This window comes from Streptomyces sp. NBC_00984 (genome assembly GCF_045162475.1).
Lineage (GTDB): Bacteria > Actinomycetota > Actinomycetes > Streptomycetales > Streptomycetaceae > Streptomyces.
This window is the reverse complement of record NZ_CP108734.1, coordinates 8,377,833-8,399,503: the sequence shown is the minus strand read 5'-3', so window position 1 is coordinate 8,399,503 and position 21,671 is coordinate 8,377,833. Positions and strand designations below refer to the sequence as shown.

Here is a 21,671-nt window from a genome sequence, read left to right as displayed (position 1 = left end):
TCTTGGACGGAGGCCGCGAGCACTTGGACGGATGTTGGGGTATGTGCCCCGCCGCCGCCCGGGACAGGCGGACGGCCGACGGGAGGACTGCTTCAGCCCTGCTAGGACCGTTTCAGCCCTGCTGGAACAGCTCGGCGGGCAGGGGCTTCAGCAGGGTGTACAGATCGTCGGTGATCGGCCGGTCCCAGCTGGCGATGGTGACGAGCACGCCGTCGCTGCGGTCGAACTGGACGCAGGAGATCCGGCTCTCGGAGAGCTTGACCCGGCGGACGATCAGCAGGTTGTCGCCCTGCATCACGGGCATGTCCTCCGTGCCGGTGACCTCGACCGGCTCGTCGTTCTCCAGCGCGAGCAGCAGCTGGGCGACCTCGAACGGGACCTGGCCCTCCTCGGTCTCGCGGGCGGGCGAGCCCTCCGGGAGATTGCCGATGATCATCGCGGGGCCGCGTCCGCCGAACAGGTCGTAACGCAGAAAGACGCCCTGACAGCTTCCGTCGGGCGCGGGCAGCAGACCGGCGCCGAGGTTTCCGGGCCAGTCCCCCGGGTCCATGGCCAGGACGTCGAAGTCGGGGCCCGCGGGTGTGGCGGCGCTACGGCGGCGGAGGAAGGACATGCAGCCATGTTACGTGTCCGGGCTCACGTTGCGGAGCCGGGTCCGCGCAGGCCGGGGCGCCGACGGGCGCGCGGGCCGGACCCGGCCGGGTCCGCGCCCGGGGCTCGGGCGGATCCACGCCCCGGCTCCCGGGAGGATTCCGCGGCCAGCGCCTCCAGCACGCCGACGGCCTCCTCGCCCCGGTCGTACGGGACGAACAGGTGGTCGTGATGGAAGCCGGCCACCACATTGCAGCTCAGCCCCACGTCGGTGAGCGCCAGGGCCACGGCGGCGGTGAGTCCGACCGCGTCCAGCGCGGAGTGGACACGGAGGGTGATCCAGGCCGCGGCGTAGTCGTGGCCCAGCCCGGCCGAGACGGCCTGCGCCTCCGGAAGGACCAGCGTCAGCCCTTCGGCCTCGGTGACCGTGACGACGGGGGTGACATCGCGGGGCACGACGCCGTCGGGCACGGTCGTGAAGACGTAGCGACCGGGGTTCAGCTCCGGTCGCATTCCGCTCAGCAGGGTTCGGAGATCACGCTCACCATTCACGGCGACCACGCTACCCACGGTGTGCGGTGACGCGACCCGAACGGGAACGCCGTCGTCCGGCCCTCAGGTGAGGTCGAACTCGCCGTCGCGGGCGTTCACCACGAAGGCGCGCCACTCGGCCGGGGTGAAGATGAGCGACGGGCTGCCGGGTTTGCCGGCGTTGCGCATCGCGATGAATCCCTCGACGAAGGCGATCTGGACATCTCCCACGCCCTGGCTGCCCGACCGCCAGTGCGCGTCGCTGAGATCGAGGTCCGGCTTGTCCCAGCCCGCGAAGGGCTGCTGGCCCGTGGTGCGCTCCGCCACGTCGGCTCCTCCCACTTGTCGTCCCGGGCCCAAAGCGTAGTCACACCCGGCGGTCCCGGACAGGGCGCGAAGGGGCTCGCGCCGGTCCGGGACGACCTGGTGTCAGCGGGTGGGAGGCTCGGCTCCGACCAGCCACATGGAGAAGAACTGCGACCCGCCGCCGTACGCGTGACCGAGCGCTTTCCGGGCTCCCGGCACCTGGTGTTCGCCCGCCTGTCCCCGCACCTGCAACGCGGCCTCGGCGAAGCGGATCATGCCGGAGGCGCCGATGGGGTTGGTGGAGAGCACTCCGCCCGAGGGGTTCACGGGCAGGTCGCCGTCGAGTTCGGTGACTCCGGACTCGGTGAGCTTCCAGCCCTCGCCCTCGTCGGCGAAGCCGAGGTTCTCCAGCCACATCGGCTCGTACCAGGAGAACGGCACGTACATCTCCACGGCGTCGATCTCGCGTCGCGGGTCGCTGATGCCGGCCTGCCGGTATACGTCGGCGGCACAGTCCCGGCCCGCCCGCGGCGAGACGAAGTCCTTGCCGGCGAAGAGGGTCGGCTCGCTGCGCATCGCGCCGCCGTGCACCCAGGCGGGCGGATGCGGCGAACGGGCCGCTCCGGCACGGTCGGTGAGGATCATCGCGCAGGCCCCGTCGGAGGACGGGCAGGTCTCCGAGTAGCGGATCGGGTCCCAGAGCATCGGCGCCGAGCGGACCCTCTCCAGGGTGATGTCCGGGTCGTGGATGTGCGCGTACGGATTCTTGAGCGCGTTGCGGCGGTCCTTGTACGCGACGAGGGAACCGACCGTGTCCGGTGCTCCGGTGCGGCGCATGTACGCCCGCACGTGCGGGGCGAAGAAGCCGCCCGCTCCGGCCAGCAGCGGCTGCTGGAACGGGATGGGCAGCGAGAGCCCCCACATGGCGTTGGACTCGGACTGCTTCTCGAAGGCGAGCGTGAGGACGGTGCGGTGCACCTGCGCGGAGACCAGATTGGCCGCGACGAGTGCGGTGGAGCCGCCGACGGAGCCCGCGGTGTGCACCCGGAGCATCGGTTTGCCGACCGCGCCGAGGGCGTCGGCGAGATAGAGCTCCGGCATCATCAGGCCCTCGAAGAAGTCGGGCGCCTTGCCGATGACGACGGCGTCGATGTCCTCCCAGGTCAGTGCCGCGTCCTCCAGTGCGCGGACGGCGGCCTCGCGGACGAGTCCGGCGATGGAGACGTCCCGGCGCGCGGACACGTGCTTCGTCTGTCCGATGCCGACGACGGCCACGGGCTCCTCAGGCATGAGCGCTCTCCCCTTCGAGGACGGCGACCAGGTTCTGCTGCAGGCAGGGCCCGGAGGTGGCGTGGGCGAGCGCCCGGTCGGACTCGCCGCGGTGGATGCGGGCAGCGGCCTCGCCGAGGCGGATCAGCCCGGCGGCCATGACGGGGTTGGCGGCCAGTGCGCCGCCGGACGGGTTGACGTTCACGTTGTCGCCGAGCCCGAGCGCCTTGCGCAGGACGACTTCCTGGGAGGTGAACGGTGCGTGCAACTCGGCGGTGTCCACCGGTCGTTCGAAGACTCCGGCGCGGGTGGCGGCAAGCCGGGTGGACGGTGACTCGGTCAGCTCCCGCACCCCGACGCCATGGGCCTCGATGCGGTGGTCGATGCCGCGGATCCAGGCGGGGCGGGGGCACAGGGCCCGTGCGGTGTCACCGGCGGCGAGGATCACGGCGGCCGCGCCGTCACCGACCGGCGGACAGTCGCCGGTGCGCAGTGGCTGCACGACGTACTCCCCGGCCGGGACCGGTCCCCCGACCTGGGCGTGCGGGTTGTCCGCCGCGGCGGCGCGGCTGTGGTGGGCAATCGCGGCGAGGGCGGCCTCGTCCGTGTCGCCCGCGTCGATCAGGGCCTGGGCCTGGAGGGCGGCGAGTGCGACGGAGTCCGGCCAGAGCGGGCCGACGTAGTACGGGTCGAGCTGGCGGGTGAGGACGTCGCGCACCTTGCCGGGCGAGGACTTTCCGTAGGAGTAGACGAGCGCGGTGTCCGCCTGGCCCGTCTGGATCTTCACCCAGGCCTCGTACAGCGCCCAGGCACCATCCATCTCCACATGGGACTCGGAGATCGGCGGGTACGCGCCGACGCCGTCGAGGGCCATGGTGAAGGAGAAGGCGCGGCCCGCGAGATAGTCGCTGGAGCCGGAACAGGTGAAACCGATGTCGCTGGCCCTGAGCCCGGTCGCGTCGAGGACCCGGTGGAGGACGGGCATCAGCATCTCGACCTCGGAGAGTTCGTCGGTCTGCCGCAGGTGGTCCGTCTGCGCGAAGGCGACGATCGCCACGTCTCGCATCTAGAGCAGCTCCTTGTACACGTCGTAGTCGGCGTCGGGCTCGCCGGTCGGCCGGTAGTGGTCGGGGTGCCGCCCGCCCTCGGTCCAGACGGGTTCGACGCGCAGGCCCATGCGCACCCGGTCGTACGGAATGCCGCCGATCCGCGCGTGCAGGGCGAGGTCCGCGCCGTCGAGTGCGATGTGCGCGTAGACGTACGGGACTTCGATGTCGAGGTTCTTCGCCTTGATGTTGACGATGCAGAACGTGGTCACGGTGCCGCGCGGGCCGACCTCGACCCGTTCGGCAGTGGCGACTCCGCAGGTGGGGCAGGCACCGCGGGGCGGGACGTACACCTTGTGGCAGGACGGGCAGCGCTCGCCGACGATGCGCTGCCGGGAGAGTGCGTCGAGGTACGCGCTCTGGGCGCGGCCGGGGGTGTACCGGTAGTCGAGCCTGGCGGGGGTGACGATGCCGGTGACGGGGTCGGTGAACTCGCCGTCGTGCGGGGCGCATTGTCCGGTGTCCTCGCCATCGTACGGCTCGAAGCAGGCGATGTCCGTGATCGCGCCGGTCCGCTCGGGGGCCCAGCGGATCCGTACCCGCATGCCGGTGCGTACGGCTTCGGGGCCGGGTGCGGCGAGGGCGTGCAGCAGCGCGGTGTCGGCGCCGTCGAGCCGGACGAGGACCCAGGCGAAGGGGGTGTCCAGGGGCTGGCCACGGCGCGGGGCGTGGTTCCAGGCCCAGGTGGTGACGGTGCCGGTGGCGGCGACCTCGGTCAGTTCGCGGATCTCCTCCGCGGTGACGGGGTCGTACTCGACGGGCGGGACCAGGACCTTTCCCTCGCCGGTGCGGACGCCGAGGACGGTGCGTTCGCGCAGTCCGGTGAGGAAGGCGCTCTGGACGGGTCCGAGGGAGCGGGTGAAGGGGAATTCGACCACCAGCGGTGCGCTGAGGGCTTCGGGCACGGTTGCCTCCTCGGCTCAGGCGCGCCGGTAGACGGGCGGGCGCTGCTCGGCGAAGGCGCGGGCGCCTTCCTTGGCGTCGTCGGTCGCGAAGATCGGCCAGCCGCGTTCCAGTTCGGCGGCCAGTCCCTCGGTCTCGGTCATCTCGGCGGTCTCGTACACGGAGGCCTTGACGGCCTCGACGGCGAGCGGTCCGCAGGCATTGATCCGCTCGGCGACGGCGAGAGCCTCCTCCAGCGCGGTGCCGTCGGGGACGACCCGGCCGATCAGCCCGATGCCGGCCGCTTCCGCGGCGCTGTACGGGCGTCCGGTGAGGAGCATTTCGAGTGCGTGCGTCCGGGCGATCTGGCGTGGCAGCCGGACCGTCGACCCTCCGATGGGGAACAGTCCGCGCCGCACCTCGAAGAGCCCGAAGGTGGCGCCCGCCCCGGCGATCCGGATGTCGGTGCCCTGGAGGATCTCGGTGCCGCCCGCGACGCAGTGGCCCTCCACCGCGGCGATGACCGGTTTGCGGGGGCGGTGGTGGCGCAGCATCGCCTTCCAGTGCAGATCGGGGTCGTCGGTCATCCGGTCCCGGTACTGCTCGCCCTCCATTCCCTTGCCGGCCAGGGCCTTGAGGTCCATACCGGCGCAGAAGCAGCCGCCCGCGCCGGTCAGGACGACCGAGCGGATCGTGTCGTCCTCGTCCGCCGCGAGCCAGCCGTCGTACAGCCCGACCAGCATCGGCAGCGACAGGGCGTTCTTCGCCTCCGGCCTGTTCAGGGTGAGCACCAGCGTGGCGCCCTCGCGCCGCACGCCGAGGTGTTCCGTACCAGCCATTGTCCGCCTCCCATCCAAAGACCTAGAACAGGTTGCAGTAGGTGGTGGCCCAGTTCAATAGTTTTCTGACAGCTAGTCAGATTTCCTCGGCGGCACCTCTTCCCAGTTGCGCCTCCCGGCGCTCTAATGACCGCCGAGCCAGTCAGCTTCCGGGGTCAGGAGGAACGGTGGAGTACAACCTTGCCGACCTGTTCGAGTCGGTCGTCGACGCGGTCCCGGAACGCGAGGCGCTCGTCTACCTCGACCATCCCGGCACGGGTGCGGAGCGCCGGCTGACGTACGCGGAGCTGGACGCGGCGGCCAACCGCCTCGCCCACCATCTGATCGAGGCGGGCATCGCCCCCGGCGAGCATCTGGGGCTGCACCTCTACAACGGGGTCGAGTACCTCCAGACCGTGCTGGCCTGCCTCAAGGCCCGCATCGTCCCCGTCAATGTGAACTACCGCTATGTGGAAGAGGAGTTGATCTACCTCTACCGCGACGCGGATCTGGCCGCGCTGGTCTTCGACGCCGAGTTCGACGAGCGGGTCGCGGCCGCCGCGCCGAAGGCCCCGGGCCTGCGTCATCTGGTGCGGGTGGGCGCACCGGAGGCGGGGGTCCGGGGCCCCGACGCCGTCGCGTTCACCGATGCCGAGGCGGCCGGGAGTCCGGAGCGCGGCTTCCCGCCGCGGTCGGCCGACGACCAGTTCATCATCTACACGGGCGGCACCACCGGAATGCCCAAGGGCGTGATGTGGCGCCAGGAGGACCTCTTCTTCTCCGGCCTGGGCGGCGGCGCGCCGACCGGCGAGCCGGTGAAGACACCGCAGGAGCTCGCCGAGCGGGTCGCCGCGGGCGGGGACGGGATCACCTTCTTCCCCACACCACCGCTGATGCACGGCACCTCGACGCTCACCGCCTTCATCGGTTTCAACTTCGGGCAGCGGATCGTGGTGCACCGCAAGTTCGTGCCCCAGGAGGTGCTCCGTACGATCGAGAAGGAGAAGGTCACCAGCGTGTCGCTGGTGGGCGATGCGATGCTGCGGCCACTGATCGACGCACTGAAGGGCCCGCTGAAGGGCACCGACTGCTCGTCGATGTTCTCCGTGTCGAGCTCGGGCGCGATCATGTCGGACTCGGTGCGCGCGGAGTTCCAGGCACTCGTGCCGACGGTGATGCTGCTGAACAACTTCGGCTCGTCGGAGTCCGGGTTCAATGGCACGGCCACGGCCGATTCGGGCCCCGAGAACGGATTCCGGCTCAAGGTCAACTCCCGTACGGCGGTGGTCGATCCGGCCACGTACGAGCCGGTGGCCCCGGGTGAGCCGGGGCGGATCGCCCAGCGCGGACACGTGCCGCTCGGGTACTACAACGACCCGCAGAAGACCGCGGAGACCTTCTTCCACAGGGACGACGAGCGATGGGTCCTGCTCGGTGACATGGCGACGGTCGACGAGGACGGCATCGTCACGGTGCTCGGCCGCGGCTCGCAGTGCATCAACACCGGGGGCGAGAAGGTGTACCCCGAGGAGGTCGAGCAGGCGCTGAAGGCCCATCCGGATGTGTACGACGTACTGGTCGCCGCGGTGCCCGACGAACGGTGGGGGAACCGTGTCGCGGCGGTGGTGCAGCTGCGCGAGGGGGCGTCCGAGCCCTCGCTCGACGACCTCCAGGCCCACTGCCGGACCCGTCTGGCGGGCTACAAGATCCCCCGCCGGCTGGTGATCACCCGCCGGATCCAGCGCTCGCCGAGCGGCAAGGCCGACTACCGGTGGGCCCGCTCGGTCGTCGCACCCCGGCGCGAACCCGGGGAATGAGAGCCGGGCACCCGCGCGGCCGGAGCCGGCCCGGCCGCCGGGCGGCCGATCCCGCGTAAGCCATTCGGGCACGCTCCGAACCCATCCGCTCACCCTATGTGGCAACCGGGGGAGATCGACCATAGCTTCGGCTCATGAGGAAACGAAGCATCAAGATCCTTGTCCCCGTCGCGGTCCTCTCGGCCGCGGGATGCGGAATGTCCGTCCCCTCCGCCTCGGCCACGGACTCGCACGAGGTCCGTCCGGGCCAGTCGATCCAGAAGGCGGTGGACGCCGCCCGGCCGGGTGACACCGTCGTCGTGCTGCCCGGCACGTACCGGGAGAGCGTCCTGGTCACCAAGCCCGGCCTGACCCTGCGCGGCTCCGGCAGCGGGACCGTGCTGCGGCCGGCCGAGCCGGGTTCGAAGGCCGCCGACGCCTGCGCGAAGACCGGTAGCGGAATCTGCGTCCTGGGCAAGGCGGGCAAGACCGTGGACGGTGTGCGCATCGACTCGCTGACCGTCTCCGGCTTCAAGAAGAACGGCGTCTGGGCCTCCTGGACCGACCGGCTGACCGTCCGGCGGGTGACCGCCGAACACAACGGCGTCTGGGGCATCGCCCAGGAGCGCTCCACCCGCGGTGTCTTCACGGGCAACATCGCCCGTGCCAACGGCGACGCGGGCATCTTCGTCGCGAACACCGTGGACAAGGAGGGCGGCGCCACCGACACCCGGGGCACCGAGCTCCAGGACAACACACTCACCGACAACCGGATCGGCTTCACCGCCAGACGGGTACGCAACCTGTCGGTCCACGACAACAGCTTCACCGGCAACTGCACCGGTGTGTTCGTCGTGGGCGACGAGGGGAAGCCGCAGGCCGGCGCGATGAAGATCGAGTCCAACAAGATCACCGGCAACAACAAGTTCTGCTCCGCGACCGAACGGCTGCCGGCCCTCCAGGGCTCCGGCATCGTGCTCACCGGCACCGCGGACACCGAGGTGCGCTCGAACACGATCCGCGACAACTCGGGCACCGCCCCGATGTCCGGCGGTGTCGTCCTGTTCAAGAGCTTCGTGGGCACCAAGAACACCGGCAACACCATCAGCGACAACGTCGTGCTCGGCAACAAGCCGGCCGACCTCGCCAATGGGGACACCGGTAAGGGCAACACGTTCACCGACAACGTCTGCGCCAAGTCCGCACCGGCCGGGATGTGCTGACCGGTGCACCCCCGCACGAGGAGAAGCGAAACAGTATGACCACTGTGAGCCCCACCCCCACACCCACCCCCGTACACGCTGCCCTCCCGCACCCTGTCACTCCCCCGCAGCCGGCCATGCAGCTGCGTGAGCTCGTCTTCGGCGCGGCCAGGGCCGCCGCCGTGCGCGCCGCCGCCCGGCTCGGCGTCGCCGACGCGCTGGGTGAGACGCCCGCGACGGCGCAGGAACTCGCGGCCCTGGTGAAGGCCGAGCCGGCGCCGCTGCGGCGGCTGTTGCGCGCCCTGTCCTGTTACGGGATCTTCACCGAGACCCCGGACGGGCAGTTCGCCCACACGGAGATGTCACGCCTGCTGCGCGAGGACGACCCCAACAGCCTGCGCGACATCTCGCTGTGGTGTACCGAGCCCTGGACCTGGGACGTCTGGCCGCACCTCGACAACGCGGTACGCACCGGCAGGAGCGTCTTCGCGGACGTGCACGGCAAGGGGTTCTTCGACTACCTCCACCAGGAAGCCCACGAGTCCGCGCAGATCTTCAACCGCGCGATGACCACCTCCAGCATGCAGTCCGCGCTGGACGTCGCCGAACTCCTCGACCTCACCGGGGTGTCCTCGGTCGCCGACATCGGCGGCGGCCAGGGGCACGTGGTGGCGAGCCTGCTGGAGAAGCACCCGTCGCTCCACGGCACCCTGATGGACCTGCCGGGCGTGGTGGCGCGGGCGGACGCCCGGCTGCGGGACGAGGGCGCGCTCGTCGACCGGACCCGGATCGTCGCCGGGGACTGCCGTGAGGCCATCCCCGTCGAAGCCGACCTCTACATCATCAAGAACATCCTGGAGTGGGACGACGACAGCACCCGCCGGACGCTGCGCAACGTGGTCGCGGCGGCCCGCCCGGGAGCCAGGGTCGTCGTCATCGAGAACCTCGTCGACGACACCCCCTCGATGCGGTTCACCACGGCGATGGACCTGCTGCTGCTCCTCAATGTCGGGGGCGCGAAGCACACCAGGGAGAGCCTGGTCACCCGGATCTCGGACGCCGGGCTGCTGATCGGCGAGGTCGTCGCGGTCAACGCCTACCTCCACGCGTTCGAGTGCGTGGTCCCCGACTGACCTCCCCTCCCCGGCACCACGGAAATCCCCCTGCACCACGGAAATCGCCCCGGGCCCGGCCTTTCGGCCGGACCCGGGGCGATCGTCCGTCTCAGGCGGGGACGCCGCGCTCCCACCGGTAGAACTCATGGGCCATGGCGTCCTTGGGACCACGCCAGGTCAGCGGGTCGTACGCGCTGACGTAGGCGGTGAGCTTGTCGCTGATGTCCTTGAACTCCGGGTGCTCGGTCACCTTCGCGATCTCGGGACCCGGCGGGTGCTCCGACTCGATCAGGTGCAGATACACGTCGCCGAACTGGAAGAGCTTGCGCCGGGTGACGCCGACGAGGTGCGGCAGTTCGCCGCTGTCGGAGGCTGCGAACAGATTCGCGATGTCCGGCGCCGAACCCGGGGCCATCCGGGCGACGATCAGAGCGTGGTGCATCGGGAGATGCCTTTCTGGTTCCCGGCCCGGCACCCGGCCGGCCGGCCGGGTGGCGGGACGTGGGCGGATGGCGGGTCAGTTGGCCCCGACCGAGGCCGTGCGGCGCTCCCGGTCGCGCTGCTCGATCTTGTCCCGGATCAGCTCCATCTGGACCTTGGAGTTGCGGTTGATGTTGTCGGTCATCCAGGCGTCGTCGACGGGTGCGTCGGGACGCATCGCGAAGTCCTGGGCCCAGTGCATCTTGGTGCCGCCGGGAACCTCCGAGTACTCCCAACGGATGTTCATGTGCTGGAACGGACCGGGCTCCACACGGCGGGCACGGACGGTGCGGTTGGCACGGTCCACGGTCCGCTCGGAGACCCAGCTCCACACCTTGTCGTTCTCGTCGGGGTGCATAGTCAGACGGAAGGTCGTACTGTCGCCGTCCCGCTCGATGACCTCGACCGCGGCGTACTCGCTGAACAGCCGCGGCCAGTTCTCCAGGTCGTTCGTCACGTCCCAGACCAGGTCCAGGGGGGCGGCGATGGTGATCTCGTTCTCGGTGTGTCCGGGCACGTCAGGCTCCTGTCATGAGGCTGTTGTTGACGAGGTCGAGGAATTCCTGGGGGGTCCTGCAACGGTCGGCATCGGCCGGCAGCGCCCGGCCGTGCCGGTTCTCCAGCACGCCCACGATGCCGAGCAGGCCCAGCGAGTCGAGGCCGTACTCGTCGAAGGCCGAACTGGGGCGCTGCTCCATGTCGCGCGGGTCGACGGTGACTCCGGCGCCCTTCTTCATCAGTACGGCGAGTTCCGTGTAGGTCAGTCGGTCGGTCATGAGGACTTCTCCTTCTCACGCTTGGGGGTCGGTGGAGCGCCGCAGCACCATCGCCGCGTTCGAGCCCATGAGCCCGCGGCTGAGCACCAGCGCCGTCCGGAGTTCGGCGGGGCGGGCGCTGCCGGTGACCACGTCGAGGTCGTGGCACACCTCGAAGACGTTCGGGGTCGGCGGTATGAGCGCGTTCTCCATGGAGAGCACCGCGGCGGCCACGTCCAGCACCGGAGCACCGCAATAGGCACGCCCGATACCGGACTTGGGCGCCGTCACCGGCACCCGCCTGCCGTGCGCGCCGAGGGCGTCGGCGATGGCCAGCGCCTCGGCGCGGTCGGCCGCGGGCACACCGAGGGCGTCCGCGAAGACGACGTCGATCTCGTCCGGCGCGCAGTCGGCCTCCCGCAGGGCGCCGATGATCGCCTGGGCGAGGCCCTCCCGGGACTCCGCCCACCTGGACGCTCCGGTGAACGTGGCGGCGTGCCCGGCGAGTTCGGCCCGGACCTTGGCCCCGCGCCGGCGCGCCGACTGCTCCTCCTCGACCACCAGCATGGCGCCGCCCTCGGCCGGCACGAAGCCGCAGGCCTCCGAGGTGAACGGCCGGTAGGCGCGGGTGGGGTCCTCGACGGTGCTCAGGTCCTCGTACCCGAGCTGGCAGACGACCGAGTAGGGCGCCAGTGGGGCCTCGGCCGCGCCGACCACCACCGCTTCGGTGCCGCCGCGGATCGAACGGGCGGCATGCGCCAGTGCGTCCAGACCGCCGGCCTCGTCGCTGGCCACGACCGCGCACGGCCCCTTGAAGCCGCCGCGGATCGAGATCTGGCCGGTGCTGGCCGCGTAGAACCAGGCGATGGACTGGTACGGGCCCACGTAGGTGGAGCCCTGTCCCCAGAGCCGCTGGAGTTCGCGCTGGCCGAATTCACCCCCGCCGGACCCGGCAGCGGTCACCACGCCGACGTCGAAGGGTGAATCCTCGTAGTCGGCGCGGCCGAGCCGGGCGTCGTCCAGCGCGATGTCCGCGGCGGCCATCGCGAAGTGCGTGAACTTGTCGGTCTGGACGAGGAAGCGCTCCTCGATCAGCTCGACCGCATCGAATCCCCGCACCTCGCCCGCGACCCGCAGGGGCAGGTGTTCGCAGCCCTCGCGGGTGACCCGGTCCAGGACGCTCATTCCTTCGTGCGTCCGCTTCCAGAAGGCCTCGGTGTTACTTCCGTTGGGGGCGACCACACCGATGCCGGTGACGACGGTGCGCCGGGCTTTGCGGGTTCTCATGGTGTCCTCCCACCTGTTCGGGTCAGGGCCACCGCCGACTGGAAGCCACCGAATCCGCTGCCCACCGAGAGGACGCTGCGCAGCTTCAGGGGACGGGCGGTGCGCGGCACGTAGTCGAGGTCGCATTCGGGGTCGGGGCTCTCGTAGTTCGCCGTCGGCGGCACCGTCTGGTGGACCAGGGCGAGTACGCAGGCCGCGATTTCTATCGCGCCGATCGCCCCCAGCGAGTGGCCGACCATGGACTTGATCGAACTCATCGGGATGTCGAAGGCGTGTGCCCCCAGTGCCCGCTTCACTGCGGCCGTCTCGTGCCGGTCGTTCTGCTTGGTGCCCGAGCCGTGCGCGTTGACGTAGTCGATCTGCGACCCGTCCATACGGGCGTGGCCCAGCGCCCGGTTGATCGCCTCGGCCATCTCCAGGCCTTCGGGAGTCAGCCCGGTCATGTGGTAGGCGTTGCCGAAGGTGGCGTAGCCCGCGATCTCGCAGTACACGGTGGCACCCCGGGCACGGGCGTGTTCCAGCTCCTCCAGGACGAGGACCGCCCCGCCCTCGCCCATGACGAAGCCGTCGCGGCGTGCGTCGAACGGCCGGGAGGCGTGCTCGGCGTCGTCGTTGTTCGCCGACGTGGCCTTGATGGCGTCGAAGCACGCCACGGTGATCGGGGTGATCGGTGAGTCCGACGCACCGGCGATGCACACGTCGACGCGCCCCTCCTCGATGGACTGGAAGGCGTACCCGATCGCGTCGAGGCCGGAGGTGCAGCCCGTGGAGACGGTCTGCACCGGGCCGTGCGCGCCGACCTGCTCGGCCACCGCCGAGGCGAGGGTGCTGGGTGAGAAGGCCCGCTCCAGGTGGGGGCCGGCCGACCGGTGGTCGACGTCCCAGCGGGCACCGCCCTCGCTGACGGCGACGTAGTCGTACTCCAACCGGGTGGTGCCGCCGACCGCGGTGCCCAGCGACACCCCCATCCGCCAGGGGTCCACCTTCTCCGGATCGAGGCCCGCGTCGCCGAGGGCCTCCCTGGCGGCCACCATCGCGAATTGGATGTAGCGGTCCGACCGGTCGACGGTGGCGGCGTCCAGCCCGTACGCCGCCGGGTCGAAGTCGCACTCGGCGGCGATCCGGGAGCGGAATCCGGCCGGGTCGAAGAGCGTGATGCCCCTGGTCGCGGTGCGTCCGTTCGCGAGGAGGTCCCAGAACGCCGGTGCGCCGATCCCGCCGGGGGCGACGACGCCCACGCCGGTGACCGCCACCCGGCGGGTCATGAGGCGGCCTCCGATCGTTCCGGAGGCGCGACGCGGTCGGCGGATTCGGTGTGCTCGGTGTCGACGTGGCCGAGCTCCGGACGCGGAGCGAGCGGGCCGAGGTGGAAGACCATGCGAGCCTCGACGTCGCCCACGTTGCGGAATCGGTGGCGTACATGGGGAGGGATCAGCAGGCCCTGGTCGGGCCGCATCCGGTACGGTTCACCGTCCAGATCCACTTCCAGCAGACCGTTCACGACGTACACGAACTCCTCGGAGTACGGGTGGTAGTGCTCGCCGATGCGGTCGCCGGGCTGAACGATCGCCAGCCCCATGAAGCCACTGGTGGCTCCCACCGCTGTCGGCGTGAGCATGGCGCGAAGATCCCCTCCACGCCTGCGGTTGGGCTGCGTCTCACTGAGGTCCACGATGCGTGGCCGGTGCGTGGTCATGACTGCTTTCCTCCTGGCGCATTGCGCGTTGTGTTGACGGGTTGAGCGAGAACCCCCCAGGGTGCGGATGCGCGGTTCAGGACTCCACGGCCCGCCGATCCGTGATCAGGGTCATCTCGGACTGCTTGAGGAACTGCGAGATGCCCCGCTCGTCCGTGGGGACGGCGTTGCCGCCGCCGTCGAGAAGACGTCCGAGCCTGGCCACCTTGCCGGGGCCGTCGATGCCCACCGCCTGGGCAGGCTGCGCGTCGATCGGTTCGACCGCTTCGAGGAGGCGGACGACGACGTCGTCGCGCTGGAAGATGGTGCTGCTGTCGATGATGCTCGCCGGGTCGTCGGCCGCCTCCTCGTCGTGCTCGGCGAGGAGCCGGGCGAGGGCCATGCCGCAGCCCTCCTTGGCCTCGTAGAAGAGTGCGTGCCGGCGGATGTCCTCCGCCTTGTGCCGGCCGGCGGTCACGTGGTGGACGGTCGGCAGCGCCGCCCGGGTGAAGAACATCCGGGCGGAGTCCGGGTCGCTGAGGTCCCGGTCCTGCTCCAGGTACGGGTTGATCGCCTCCTCGACGGCCCTGACCTCGGGCTGCCGGGCGACGTGGCGCAGGGCGGCGAGCAGGTCGCCCTCGACCTCGACGGCCCGCACGACGCGGTTTCCGTGCATGAAGAGCGAGGTGCGGCGCAGCCGGGTGTCCTCGTCGACCCGTGCGTTCGGGGAGTCGTAGTCGGCCAGGATCTTCGCCACGACGTCCTCGGTGCCCGGCTTGACGGTGAAGGTGAGCGCGTGGCGCACCACCCCGTCGCCCAGGCGCGGGAACGCCTGGAGGCGGCCCTTGGCCGTCTCGGGCGCCATCTCGAAGGCCTTCCCGGTCTCCCGCAGAACGCTGAAGCGCAGCGACCGGGTGTCACGCACGCAGTTGTGCAGCGGCTGGACCGTCGCGACGTGCTCCTCGCTGTTCACCCAGGCGAGGAAGGGAGGTGCGCTGTCCCATTCGCTGGTGATCAGCCACTGGGAGGGGTTCTCGATGGACTGGCACAGCTGGTCGCTGATGTGTCCGGGGACGGACGCCACCTGATTGCGCAGGTGCTCGTACGCCTCGAGGAACTCCTTCTGGGCCCCGTCGTAGAGGTCCAGCAGCAGCACGACGCGCAGCCGGGAACCGTCGAAGGCGGACTGGGAGATCCGTTCCGAGAGGGTGGTGGTCATCTTTCGATCTCCTTCGAGACGGTTTCGTGGTCGAGCCGAGTGGCATGCCGTCAACCGTCGGTTGGCGAGTGGATTCGGAGCGGGGACTCTCCCGGCGGATGTGAATGGTCCGCCCCCGAGGCCGCGGACGTCGTCTCCGTGACCGATCGTGAAACGCTGGTCCGGGTGGCGCGAGATTTATGAACCGTTCAGGTGAGCGAGCGTCCGAACCGCTCTCACCAGGGCATTGAACAATGCAACCGAACGGCGTCCGAGCTGGAGCAACTGATGAACGAGAACGTCGACATCCGCGTGCCGGTCCTCATCGTGGGCGGCTCCCTGGTGGGCTTGTCCGCTTCACTCTTCCTCGGCCGGCTCGGGGTCGAGCACCTGCTGGTCGAGAAGCACCGGTCCACCTCGACACACCCGCGCGGCCGCGGCAACAACGTCCGCACGATGGAGGTGTTCCGCACGGCGGGTGCCGAGGCGAGCATCAGGCAGGCGGCCTCCGTCCTCGCCGACAACCACGGAATCCTGCAAGCCGGTTCGCTCACCGGGGACGATCAGGAGTGGCTGTTCAAGGAGATCGACCCGGGTGGCGGGATCGCCCGTTTCAGTCCGACCGGCTGGTGCCTGTGCAGCCAGAACGACCTGGAGCCGGTGCTGGTGAAGCTGGCTCGGGAACAGGGCGGTGACCTGCGGTTCTCCACCGAGATGCAGAGCTTCGAACAGGACTCGTCAGGGGTGGACGCGACGCTGAAGAACCGGGAGACCGGCGAGCACATCACTGTGCGCGCGGACTACCTGATCGCGGCCGACGGTCCGCGCAGCCCCATCCGTGACCAGCTGCGCATCGACCGGACGGGTCCCGGCGACCTCTTCCACAACGTCAGCATCACCTTCCGCTCCCGGCAGCTCGCCGACGTGCTGGGCGACCGGCGCTTCATCGTCTGCTATCTGACCAACCCGACTGCGGACGGCGCCCTGTTGCCGGTCGACAACAGGAAGGAGTGGGTGTTCCACGCGCCGTGGCATCCCCAACTCGGCGAGACCCTGGAGGACTTCACCGACGAGAGGTGCGCCGAGCACATCCGTACGGCGGTCGGCGCTCCGGACATCGACGTCGAGATCACCGGCAAGGCGCCGTGGCACGCCGCGGAGCGGGTCGCCGAACGGTACTCCTCCGGCCGGGTCTTCCTCGCCGGCGACTCGGCCCACGAGATGTCCCCCACCGGGGCGTTCGGGTCCAACACCGGTATCCAGGACGCGCACAACCTCGCCTGGAAGCTCGCCACCGTGCTGAAGGGCGAGGCGGGTCCGGGTCTGCTGGACACGTACGAGGCGGAGCGGCTGCCGGTGGCACGGGCGACGAGCGCACGGGCTTCGGCGCGCTCCAGCGAGCACAGCCACCCGGGATACTCCGCGGCGCCGGGCGCGGGCGGCGGAAAGCAGGGCGGCATGCTCAGCGTGGCGCTGGGCTACCGCTATGTCCGCGGCGCGGTGCTGGGCACCGACCCCGAGCAGCCGGTGGTGCCGCAGGGGGTGCAGTTGAACGGTGAACCAGGCAGTCGTGCACCGCATCTGTGGGTCCATCAAGGCGGTGAGCGCAAGTCCACACTCGATCTGTACGAGCACACGCTCGTGCTGCTCACCGACGGTGAGGACGTGGCGTGGCGCCGGGCGGCGGCGCGGGTCGCCGACCGGCTCTCGGTCCGGCTCCAGGCGTACGGCATCGGCCCGGGTGCCGATCTGGAGCCGGAGACCGGCGCCGACTGGGCCGAGATCCACGGGACGACGTCCGAAGGCGCCGTGCTGGTGCGTCCCGACGGTTTCGTGGCCTGGCGGTCGACGGGCCCCGCGGCGGATGCCGAGAGCACCCTCCACGAGGTCCTGACCTCCCTGCTGCACCGTTCCTGACCCCTCCGTCGACGCCCGTGTCGGAGTCAGGACAGGCCGAACTTCCTCAGTGCCGCGAGGAATTCATCCGGCCGCTCGGTGTGGACGAGATGTCCGGCGTCGATGGTGACGAACCGGCCGTCGGGTATCCGCCCCGCCATCCAGACCAGTTTCTCCTGGGCGATCTGGCTGGTGGGGCCGCCGCCTATGACGAGCGTCGGGGCAACGATCTCACCGAGGCGTTCCCGTCCGGCGGGATCCGGTTCGTTCAGCTGGGCATCGGTCGACGGCACCACCGGCCAGTCGAAGTCCAGTTCCCCGTCGGGCCGTTCGGCGACACCGCGCGGCGGATCGAGCGGGAACGGCGGCGGCACCTCCTCCAGGACGAGCCGGCCGATCAGCCCGGGTTCCCGCTCGGCGAGCAGATAGGCGGCAGCGGCGCCCATGGAGTGCCCGACCACGGTGGCTCCCGCCAGGTTGCGGGCCTCCAGGAAGGCATGCAGATCGTCCCGGAACAGTTCGAGGGAGTAGCGGCCGGGCCAGTCGCTGAGTCCGTGGCCGCGGAAGTCGAAGGCGTACACCCGGTGTTCGGCCGCGAGGCGTTCGGCGATCGTGGTCCAGGTCCTGCTGTCGTCGCAGCGGCCGTGGGCGAGCACGACGGGCGGGGCCGACGGATCCCCCCACACCCGGTGGGCGAGCCGGGTTCCACCGGCGTGCACGCTGAGCACCTCCGGGTCGAGGAAGGCCTCCACCGTACGGACGAAGGCGCCCGGGTCGTCCAGCCAGGGGAAGTGCGCGGCGCCGCGCTGCACGACGAACTCGGCGTTCGGGAAGAGTGCGACCAGTTCGGCGGCGCGGTCCGGAGTCGGCCCCGCGTCGTACTCCCCCGCGAGGACGAGAACCGGTGCGGTGACCGCCGTCAGCGCGGCGTTCGTGGTGGCCGGCTCGAAGACGCCGTCCTGGTAATAGAAGGGCCCGGCCGCGGAGTTGGTCTGTGCCGGCGCCGCCTCGGCATGGGTCCGGGCGGCCTCGTCCCAGCGTCCGTAGGCGAACGGCGCGACAACGGCACGGACCCGGTCGGAGGCGCGGCCCGCGAGGAAGTCGTCCAGGGCGGCCCGTGCGTCCGCGTACCACGGTTCGTCGCGCCGGAGTTCGCTCGCCTCGCGCCAGTCCTGGTCGGTGACATCGATGCCGACCGCCCGGGTGCCGGGGGTGACGAGTGTGAGCGTACGCAGCCGCTCGGGATGCCTGGCGGCGTAGAGCGCGGCCAGGTTGGCGGAGGCGGAGTGGGCGAGCAGGTCGATGCGTTCCTCGCCGAGATGTTCGCGCAGCGCCTCGACGTCGTCGACCAGGCGGTCGCAGCGGTACGTCGACGGGTCGTCCGGCACCGCGGAGTCCCCGGTCCCGCGCGGATCCGGCACCACGAGCCGGCGGCGGGCGGAGAGTCCGCCGAGGTCCCCCAGGTACGCACCGGCCCGCATCGGCCCGCCGGGCAGGCAGATCAGCGGTGTGCCCTTCCCCAGAAGGCGGTAGGCGAGTTCGGTCCCGTCGTATGCGTGGAAGATCGGCATGCCCGCCATCCAAACAGGGCCGCACGAGCGGCGCAGCCGTGTTCGGTGTGAGCGAATCCGCGACGCGGATGAGCTGCGTCACCCCTCTTGCCATGGGGCGGAACATCCTGAATTACTACTGTCGAAAGATCGACCGAATGATCGGTCGCCTGCTCGGAAGAGGGAGATCCGGATGACGGCTCTGCTGGACGAGGCGGAACGACTGGGCCGGGACGAGCTGGAAGCACTCCAGCTGGAGCGGCTGCGGGCCACGCTGCACCATGCGTACGAGAACGTCGGGCACTACCGGGCCGCGTTCGACAAGGCCGGACTGCGCCCGGACGACTGCCATACCCTCGCCGATCTCGCCCGTTTCCCCTTCACGACCAAGGCCGACCTGCGGGACAACTACCCCTTCGGCATGTTCGCCGTCCCCGAGGAGCGCGTACGGCGGATCCACGCGTCCAGCGGGACGACGGGCCGCCCGACCGTTGTCGGCTACACCCAACGGGACCTGGACACCTGGGCCGACGTGGTCGCCCGCTCGATCCGGGCCGCCGGTGGACGTCCCGGGCAGAAGGTCCATGTCGCTTACGGATACGGGCTGTTCACCGGCGGACTCGGCGCGCACTACGGGGCGGAGCGGCTCGGCTGCACGGTCATCCCCGCCTCCGGGGGCATGACCGCCCGGCAGGTCCAGCTGATCCAGGACTTCCGCCCCGAGATCATCATGGTGACGCCGTCGTACATGCTGACGCTCCTCGACGAGTTCGAACGGCAGGGCGTCGATCCGCGTTCGACCTCCCTGAAGGCCGGGATCTTCGGTGCGGAGCCGTGGACGGAGGAGATGCGGCGGGAGATCGAGGAGCGGTTCGCGATCGACGCGGTGGACATCTACGGCCTTTCGGAGGTGATGGGGCCCGGGGTGGCGCAGGAGTGCGTCGAGACGAAGGACGGGCTGCACATCTGGGAGGACCACTTCTATCCCGAGGTCGTCGATCCGTTCACCGGCGAGGTGCTGCCGGAGGGGACGGAGGGCGAGCTGGTCTTCACCTCGCTCACCAAGGAGGCCATGCCGGTGATCCGCTACCGGACTCGGGACCTCACCCGGCTGCTGCCGGGTACGGCCAGGGTGTTCCGGCGGATGGAGAAGGTGACCGGGCGCAGCGACGATCTGGTGATCCTGCGCGGCGTGAATCTCTTCCCGACCCAGATCGAGGAGATCGTGCTGCGCACACCCGGGGTGGCTCCGCACTTCCAGTTGCGGCTGACCCGCGAGGGCCGTCTCGACGCGCTGACCGTGCGGGCGGAGGCGCGGGCGGGGGCCACCCCGGAGCAGCGGACGGCGGCCGCGGCGTCGATCACGGCGGCCGTCAAGGACGGGATCGGGGTGTCGGTCGGGGTCGAGATCGTCGATCCCGAGACGCTGGAGAGGTCGGTCGGCAAGTTCCGGCGGATCGTGGACGAGCGCGGCGGGTGCTGAAGGTCCTCGGGCCGCCCCAGGCCTACTGGATCACGCCCGTGGGGATGTTCTTCACCGCGGCCTGCTGCGCGGCCATGACCGGCGGGTACCCGGTCATGGCCGGACGGCCGACCGCCATCCGCTACGCGAACCGGTCGCGCAGCTCCCGCTTGAGGATCTTCCCGCTGGCGTTGCGCGGCAGTTCGTCCACGAAGAGGACGTGCTTCGGGGCCTTGAAGTGGGCGAGCCGCTCGCGGGCGTGGTCGATGAGTTCGGCCGCCGTCGCGTCGCCGCGCAGCACGACGACAGCGGTGACGGCCTCGATCCAGCGCTGGTCGGGCAGTCCGACGACGGCGGCCTCGGCGACGGCGGGGTGGGTGTAGAGGGCGTCCTCGACCTGCCGGGAGGCGACGAGGACACCGCCGGAGTTGATGACGTCCTTCACCCGGTCGACGACGGTGAGGAATCCCTCGGCGTCGCGCACCGCAAGGTCGCCGGAGCGGAACCAGCCGTCGCGGAAGGCCTCCGCGGTCTCCTCGGGTTTGTCCCAGTAGCCCTCGCACAACTGGGGTGAGCGGTAGACCACTTCGCCGGCCGTGCCGTCGGGGACCTCCTTGCCGTCCTCGTCGACGACCCGGGCCTCGACGAAGAGGACGGGCCTGCCGCAGGAGTCCATCCGGCCCTCGTGCTCGTCCGGTCCGAGGACGGTGGCGAGCGGGCCGATCTCGCTCTGCCCGAAGCAGTTGTAGAAGGCGAGCGCGGGCAGCCGTTCGCGGAGCCGTTCCAGTACGGGCACGGGCATGATCGACGCGCCGTAGTACGCCTTGCGCAGGCCGCCGAGTTCGCGGGTGGTGAAGCCGGGGTGCTGGGAGATGCCGATCCAGACGGTCGGCGGCGCGAAGACGCTGTCCGCCTGTCCCGTCTCGACGAGGTCGAAGATCCGGTTCGCGTCGGGCGCGTCGAGGATCGTGTTCTGTGCCCCGACCGCGAGGTAGGGCAGCAGGAAGACATGCATCTGGGCGGAGTGGTAGAGCGGCAGCGAGTGGACGGGCCGGTCGGTGGCCCGCAGATCGAGCGCCGTGATCGCGCTGACGTACTCGTGCACGAGTGCGCCGTGGGTCATCATCGCGCCCTTGGGCAGCGCGGTGGTGCCCGAGGTGTAGAGCAGCTGGACGAGGTCTCCGGCGGCCGGTTCGCGTTCCGGGGCGAAGGGGCGCGGGGTGGCGGTGGCCGCCAGGAGGGAGTCCGGTGCGTCGCGCAGCGGGCGTACGGGGAACGCGGCCGGAATCCGGTCGGCGAGGGCCGGGTCGGTGAGGACGAGGGCGCTGCCGGACTGTTCGAGGATGTACATGAGGTCGTCGCCGGTGAGGTTCTGGTTGACCGGCACATGGACCAGGCCCGCGCGGGCGCAGCCGAGGTAGCCGATCAGATACGCGTCGGAGTTGTGCGCGTAGCAGGCGACCCGGTCGCCGGGGCGCAGTCCGTGCTCGCCGGCGAGCACGGCGGCGGCGGTGCTGACGGCCGCGTCGAGCTCCGCGTAGGTCCATGACCTGTCCGCGTACCGCAGGGCGGTGCGCTCCGGCGTGCGCCGGGCGCTGCGTGCCAGGACTCCGTCGACTGTGCTGCTCCGTACACCTGTCATGGCGTGATCCTGTGCGGCCGGAACCCGGGGGTCAAGGGTCCGGATACCGGAGGGGATGTTGACAGGGGTGCGCAGCTGCTGGCTGAGTTGCGCGTGGCGACTCGAACCCT

Annotated in this window: 20 protein-coding genes and 1 pseudogene; 5 read left to right on the top strand and 16 right to left on the bottom strand. The window is 70.5% G+C overall.

Translation table 11 applies throughout. The features are described 5' to 3' along the window. Positions 1–112 precede the first annotated feature (112 nt). The 7 genes and pseudogenes from OG520_RS37390 to OG520_RS37360 form a co-directional block, all read right to left on the bottom strand. Positions 113–613, bottom strand: coding sequence for a hypothetical protein (locus tag OG520_RS37390; protein ID WP_018550733.1), 501 nt, complete (start codon positions 611–613; stop codon positions 113–115). 134 nt (positions 614–747) lie between these two features. Continuing rightward, positions 748–1,143 (bottom strand): annotated as a pseudogene (locus OG520_RS37385) (ACT domain-containing protein); the annotation flags it as partial. 63 nt (positions 1,144–1,206) lie between these two features. After that, a complete protein-coding gene (locus tag OG520_RS37380; protein WP_266424132.1) occupies positions 1,207–1,449 on the bottom strand; it encodes a DUF397 domain-containing protein in 243 nt (80 codons plus the stop codon). Positions 1,450–1,551: 102 nt separating this feature from the next. Continuing rightward, positions 1,552–2,718, bottom strand: coding sequence for a thiolase domain-containing protein (locus tag OG520_RS37375; protein ID WP_406016078.1), 1,167 nt, complete (start codon positions 2,716–2,718; stop codon positions 1,552–1,554). Beyond that, positions 2,711–3,763, bottom strand: coding sequence for a thiolase domain-containing protein (locus OG520_RS37370; protein WP_406016077.1), 1,053 nt, complete (start codon positions 3,761–3,763; stop codon positions 2,711–2,713). Before OG520_RS37370 ends, OG520_RS37375 begins: the two co-directional genes overlap by 8 nt. Next, entirely contained in the window at positions 3,764–4,708 is a 945-nt protein-coding gene (locus tag OG520_RS37365) for a Zn-ribbon domain-containing OB-fold protein (protein ID WP_406016076.1), read from the bottom strand. 15 nt (positions 4,709–4,723) lie between these two features. Continuing rightward, complete coding sequence (locus OG520_RS37360; RefSeq protein WP_406016075.1) at positions 4,724–5,524, bottom strand: crotonase/enoyl-CoA hydratase family protein; 801 nt, start codon at positions 5,522–5,524, stop codon at positions 4,724–4,726. Positions 5,525–5,691: 167 nt separating this feature from the next. On the opposite strand from OG520_RS37360, the gene OG520_RS37355 reads away from it, so the two are divergent. The 3 genes from OG520_RS37355 (at position 5,692) to OG520_RS37345 (ending at position 9,634) form a co-directional block, all read left to right on the top strand. Beyond that, complete coding sequence (locus tag OG520_RS37355; RefSeq protein ID WP_406016074.1) at positions 5,692–7,320, top strand: acyl-CoA synthetase; 1,629 nt, start codon at positions 5,692–5,694, stop codon at positions 7,318–7,320. A 134-nt stretch (positions 7,321–7,454) separates the two neighbouring features. Beyond that, the gene (locus OG520_RS37350) at positions 7,455–8,522 is read left to right on the top strand and encodes a nitrous oxide reductase family maturation protein NosD (protein ID WP_406016073.1); all 1,068 of its coding nucleotides are present in this window, start codon (positions 7,455–7,457) and stop codon (positions 8,520–8,522) included. 35 nt (positions 8,523–8,557) lie between these two features. Then, positions 8,558–9,634, top strand: a complete 1,077-nt coding sequence (locus tag OG520_RS37345) for a methyltransferase (RefSeq protein ID WP_406016072.1) — start codon at positions 8,558–8,560, stop codon at positions 9,632–9,634. Positions 9,635–9,725: 91 nt separating this feature from the next. On the opposite strand, the gene OG520_RS37340 is transcribed toward OG520_RS37345, so the two are convergent. From OG520_RS37340 to OG520_RS37310, 7 genes are all read right to left on the bottom strand, one after another. Next, positions 9,726–10,058: a TcmI family type II polyketide cyclase gene (locus OG520_RS37340; protein WP_266424111.1), complete on the bottom strand. Its 333-nt coding sequence runs from the start codon at positions 10,056–10,058 to the stop codon at positions 9,726–9,728. Positions 10,059–10,133: 75 nt separating this feature from the next. Next, the gene (locus OG520_RS37335) at positions 10,134–10,613 is read right to left on the bottom strand and encodes an SRPBCC family protein (RefSeq protein WP_266424109.1); all 480 of its coding nucleotides are present in this window, start codon (positions 10,611–10,613) and stop codon (positions 10,134–10,136) included. A gap of 1 nt (position 10,614) precedes the next feature. Further along, positions 10,615–10,872 carry an acyl carrier protein gene (locus OG520_RS37330; RefSeq protein WP_266424106.1) on the bottom strand — a complete coding sequence of 86 codons (258 nt, stop codon included), beginning with the start codon at positions 10,870–10,872 and terminating at the stop codon, positions 10,615–10,617. Between the two features lie 15 nt (positions 10,873–10,887). After that, entirely contained in the window at positions 10,888–12,138 is a 1,251-nt protein-coding gene (locus OG520_RS37325; RefSeq protein WP_399331631.1) for a ketosynthase chain-length factor, read from the bottom strand. Beyond that, entirely contained in the window at positions 12,135–13,403 is a 1,269-nt protein-coding gene (locus OG520_RS37320) for a beta-ketoacyl-[acyl-carrier-protein] synthase family protein (RefSeq protein WP_406016071.1), read from the bottom strand. The genes OG520_RS37325 and OG520_RS37320 overlap by 4 nt, the downstream gene beginning before the upstream one ends. After that, a complete protein-coding gene (locus OG520_RS37315; protein ID WP_399331627.1) occupies positions 13,400–13,834 on the bottom strand; it encodes a cupin domain-containing protein in 435 nt (144 codons plus the stop codon). Before OG520_RS37315 ends, OG520_RS37320 begins: the two co-directional genes overlap by 4 nt. A gap of 76 nt (positions 13,835–13,910) precedes the next feature. Beyond that, positions 13,911–15,032: a SchA/CurD-like domain-containing protein gene (locus tag OG520_RS37310; protein WP_406016070.1), complete on the bottom strand. Its 1,122-nt coding sequence runs from the start codon at positions 15,030–15,032 to the stop codon at positions 13,911–13,913. A 267-nt stretch (positions 15,033–15,299) separates the two neighbouring features. Here OG520_RS37310 and OG520_RS37305 point away from each other — a divergent pair, with 267 nt between their 5' ends. Beyond that, the gene (locus tag OG520_RS37305) at positions 15,300–16,928 is read left to right on the top strand and encodes an FAD-dependent oxidoreductase (RefSeq protein ID WP_406016069.1); all 1,629 of its coding nucleotides are present in this window, start codon (positions 15,300–15,302) and stop codon (positions 16,926–16,928) included. A gap of 26 nt (positions 16,929–16,954) precedes the next feature. Here the strand turns inward: OG520_RS37305 and OG520_RS37300 are convergent, their stop codons facing one another. Then, positions 16,955–18,478, bottom strand: a complete 1,524-nt coding sequence (locus tag OG520_RS37300; RefSeq protein ID WP_406016068.1) for an alpha/beta fold hydrolase — start codon at positions 18,476–18,478, stop codon at positions 16,955–16,957. A 172-nt stretch (positions 18,479–18,650) separates the two neighbouring features. On the opposite strand from OG520_RS37300, the gene paaK reads away from it, so the two are divergent. Then, a complete protein-coding gene (gene paaK, locus OG520_RS37295) occupies positions 18,651–19,940 on the top strand; it encodes a phenylacetate--CoA ligase PaaK (RefSeq protein ID WP_406016067.1) in 1,290 nt (429 codons plus the stop codon). A gap of 121 nt (positions 19,941–20,061) precedes the next feature. On the opposite strand, the gene OG520_RS37290 is transcribed toward paaK, so the two are convergent. After that, a complete protein-coding gene (locus OG520_RS37290; protein ID WP_406016066.1) occupies positions 20,062–21,561 on the bottom strand; it encodes an acyl-CoA synthetase in 1,500 nt (499 codons plus the stop codon). Positions 21,562–21,671 lie beyond the last annotated feature (110 nt).

What these genes read in the sequence shown, in the direction of transcription:
- OG520_RS37320 (WP_406016071.1), bottom strand. Translation starts at nt 13,403, where the DNA reads ATGACCCGCCGGGTGGCGGTCACCGGCGTGGGCGTCGTCGCCCCCGGC.
- OG520_RS37340 (WP_266424111.1), bottom strand. Translation starts at nt 10,058, where the DNA reads ATGCACCACGCTCTGATCGTCGCCCGGATGGCCCCGGGTTCGGCGCCG.
- OG520_RS37305 (WP_406016069.1), top strand. Translation starts at nt 15,300, where the DNA reads ATGAACGAGAACGTCGACATCCGCGTGCCGGTCCTCATCGTGGGCGGC.
- OG520_RS37360 (WP_406016075.1), bottom strand. Translation starts at nt 5,524, where the DNA reads ATGGCTGGTACGGAACACCTCGGCGTGCGGCGCGAGGGCGCCACGCTG.
- OG520_RS37290 (WP_406016066.1), bottom strand. Translation starts at nt 21,561, where the DNA reads ATGACAGGTGTACGGAGCAGCACAGTCGACGGAGTCCTGGCACGCAGC.
- OG520_RS37350 (WP_406016073.1), top strand. Translation starts at nt 7,455, where the DNA reads ATGAGGAAACGAAGCATCAAGATCCTTGTCCCCGTCGCGGTCCTCTCG.
- OG520_RS37370 (WP_406016077.1), bottom strand. Translation starts at nt 3,763, where the DNA reads ATGCGAGACGTGGCGATCGTCGCCTTCGCGCAGACGGACCACCTGCGG.
- OG520_RS37375 (WP_406016078.1), bottom strand. Translation starts at nt 2,718, where the DNA reads ATGCCTGAGGAGCCCGTGGCCGTCGTCGGCATCGGACAGACGAAGCAC.
- OG520_RS37345 (WP_406016072.1), top strand. Translation starts at nt 8,558, where the DNA reads ATGACCACTGTGAGCCCCACCCCCACACCCACCCCCGTACACGCTGCC.
- OG520_RS37315 (WP_399331627.1), bottom strand. Translation starts at nt 13,834, where the DNA reads ATGACCACGCACCGGCCACGCATCGTGGACCTCAGTGAGACGCAGCCC.
- OG520_RS37310 (WP_406016070.1), bottom strand. Translation starts at nt 15,032, where the DNA reads ATGACCACCACCCTCTCGGAACGGATCTCCCAGTCCGCCTTCGACGGT.
- OG520_RS37300 (WP_406016068.1), bottom strand. Translation starts at nt 18,478, where the DNA reads ATGCCGATCTTCCACGCATACGACGGGACCGAACTCGCCTACCGCCTT.
- OG520_RS37390 (WP_018550733.1), bottom strand. Translation starts at nt 613, where the DNA reads ATGTCCTTCCTCCGCCGCCGTAGCGCCGCCACACCCGCGGGCCCCGAC.
- paaK (WP_406016067.1), top strand. Translation starts at nt 18,651, where the DNA reads ATGACGGCTCTGCTGGACGAGGCGGAACGACTGGGCCGGGACGAGCTG.
- OG520_RS37330 (WP_266424106.1), bottom strand. Translation starts at nt 10,872, where the DNA reads ATGACCGACCGACTGACCTACACGGAACTCGCCGTACTGATGAAGAAG.
- OG520_RS37325 (WP_399331631.1), bottom strand. Translation starts at nt 12,138, where the DNA reads ATGAGAACCCGCAAAGCCCGGCGCACCGTCGTCACCGGCATCGGTGTG.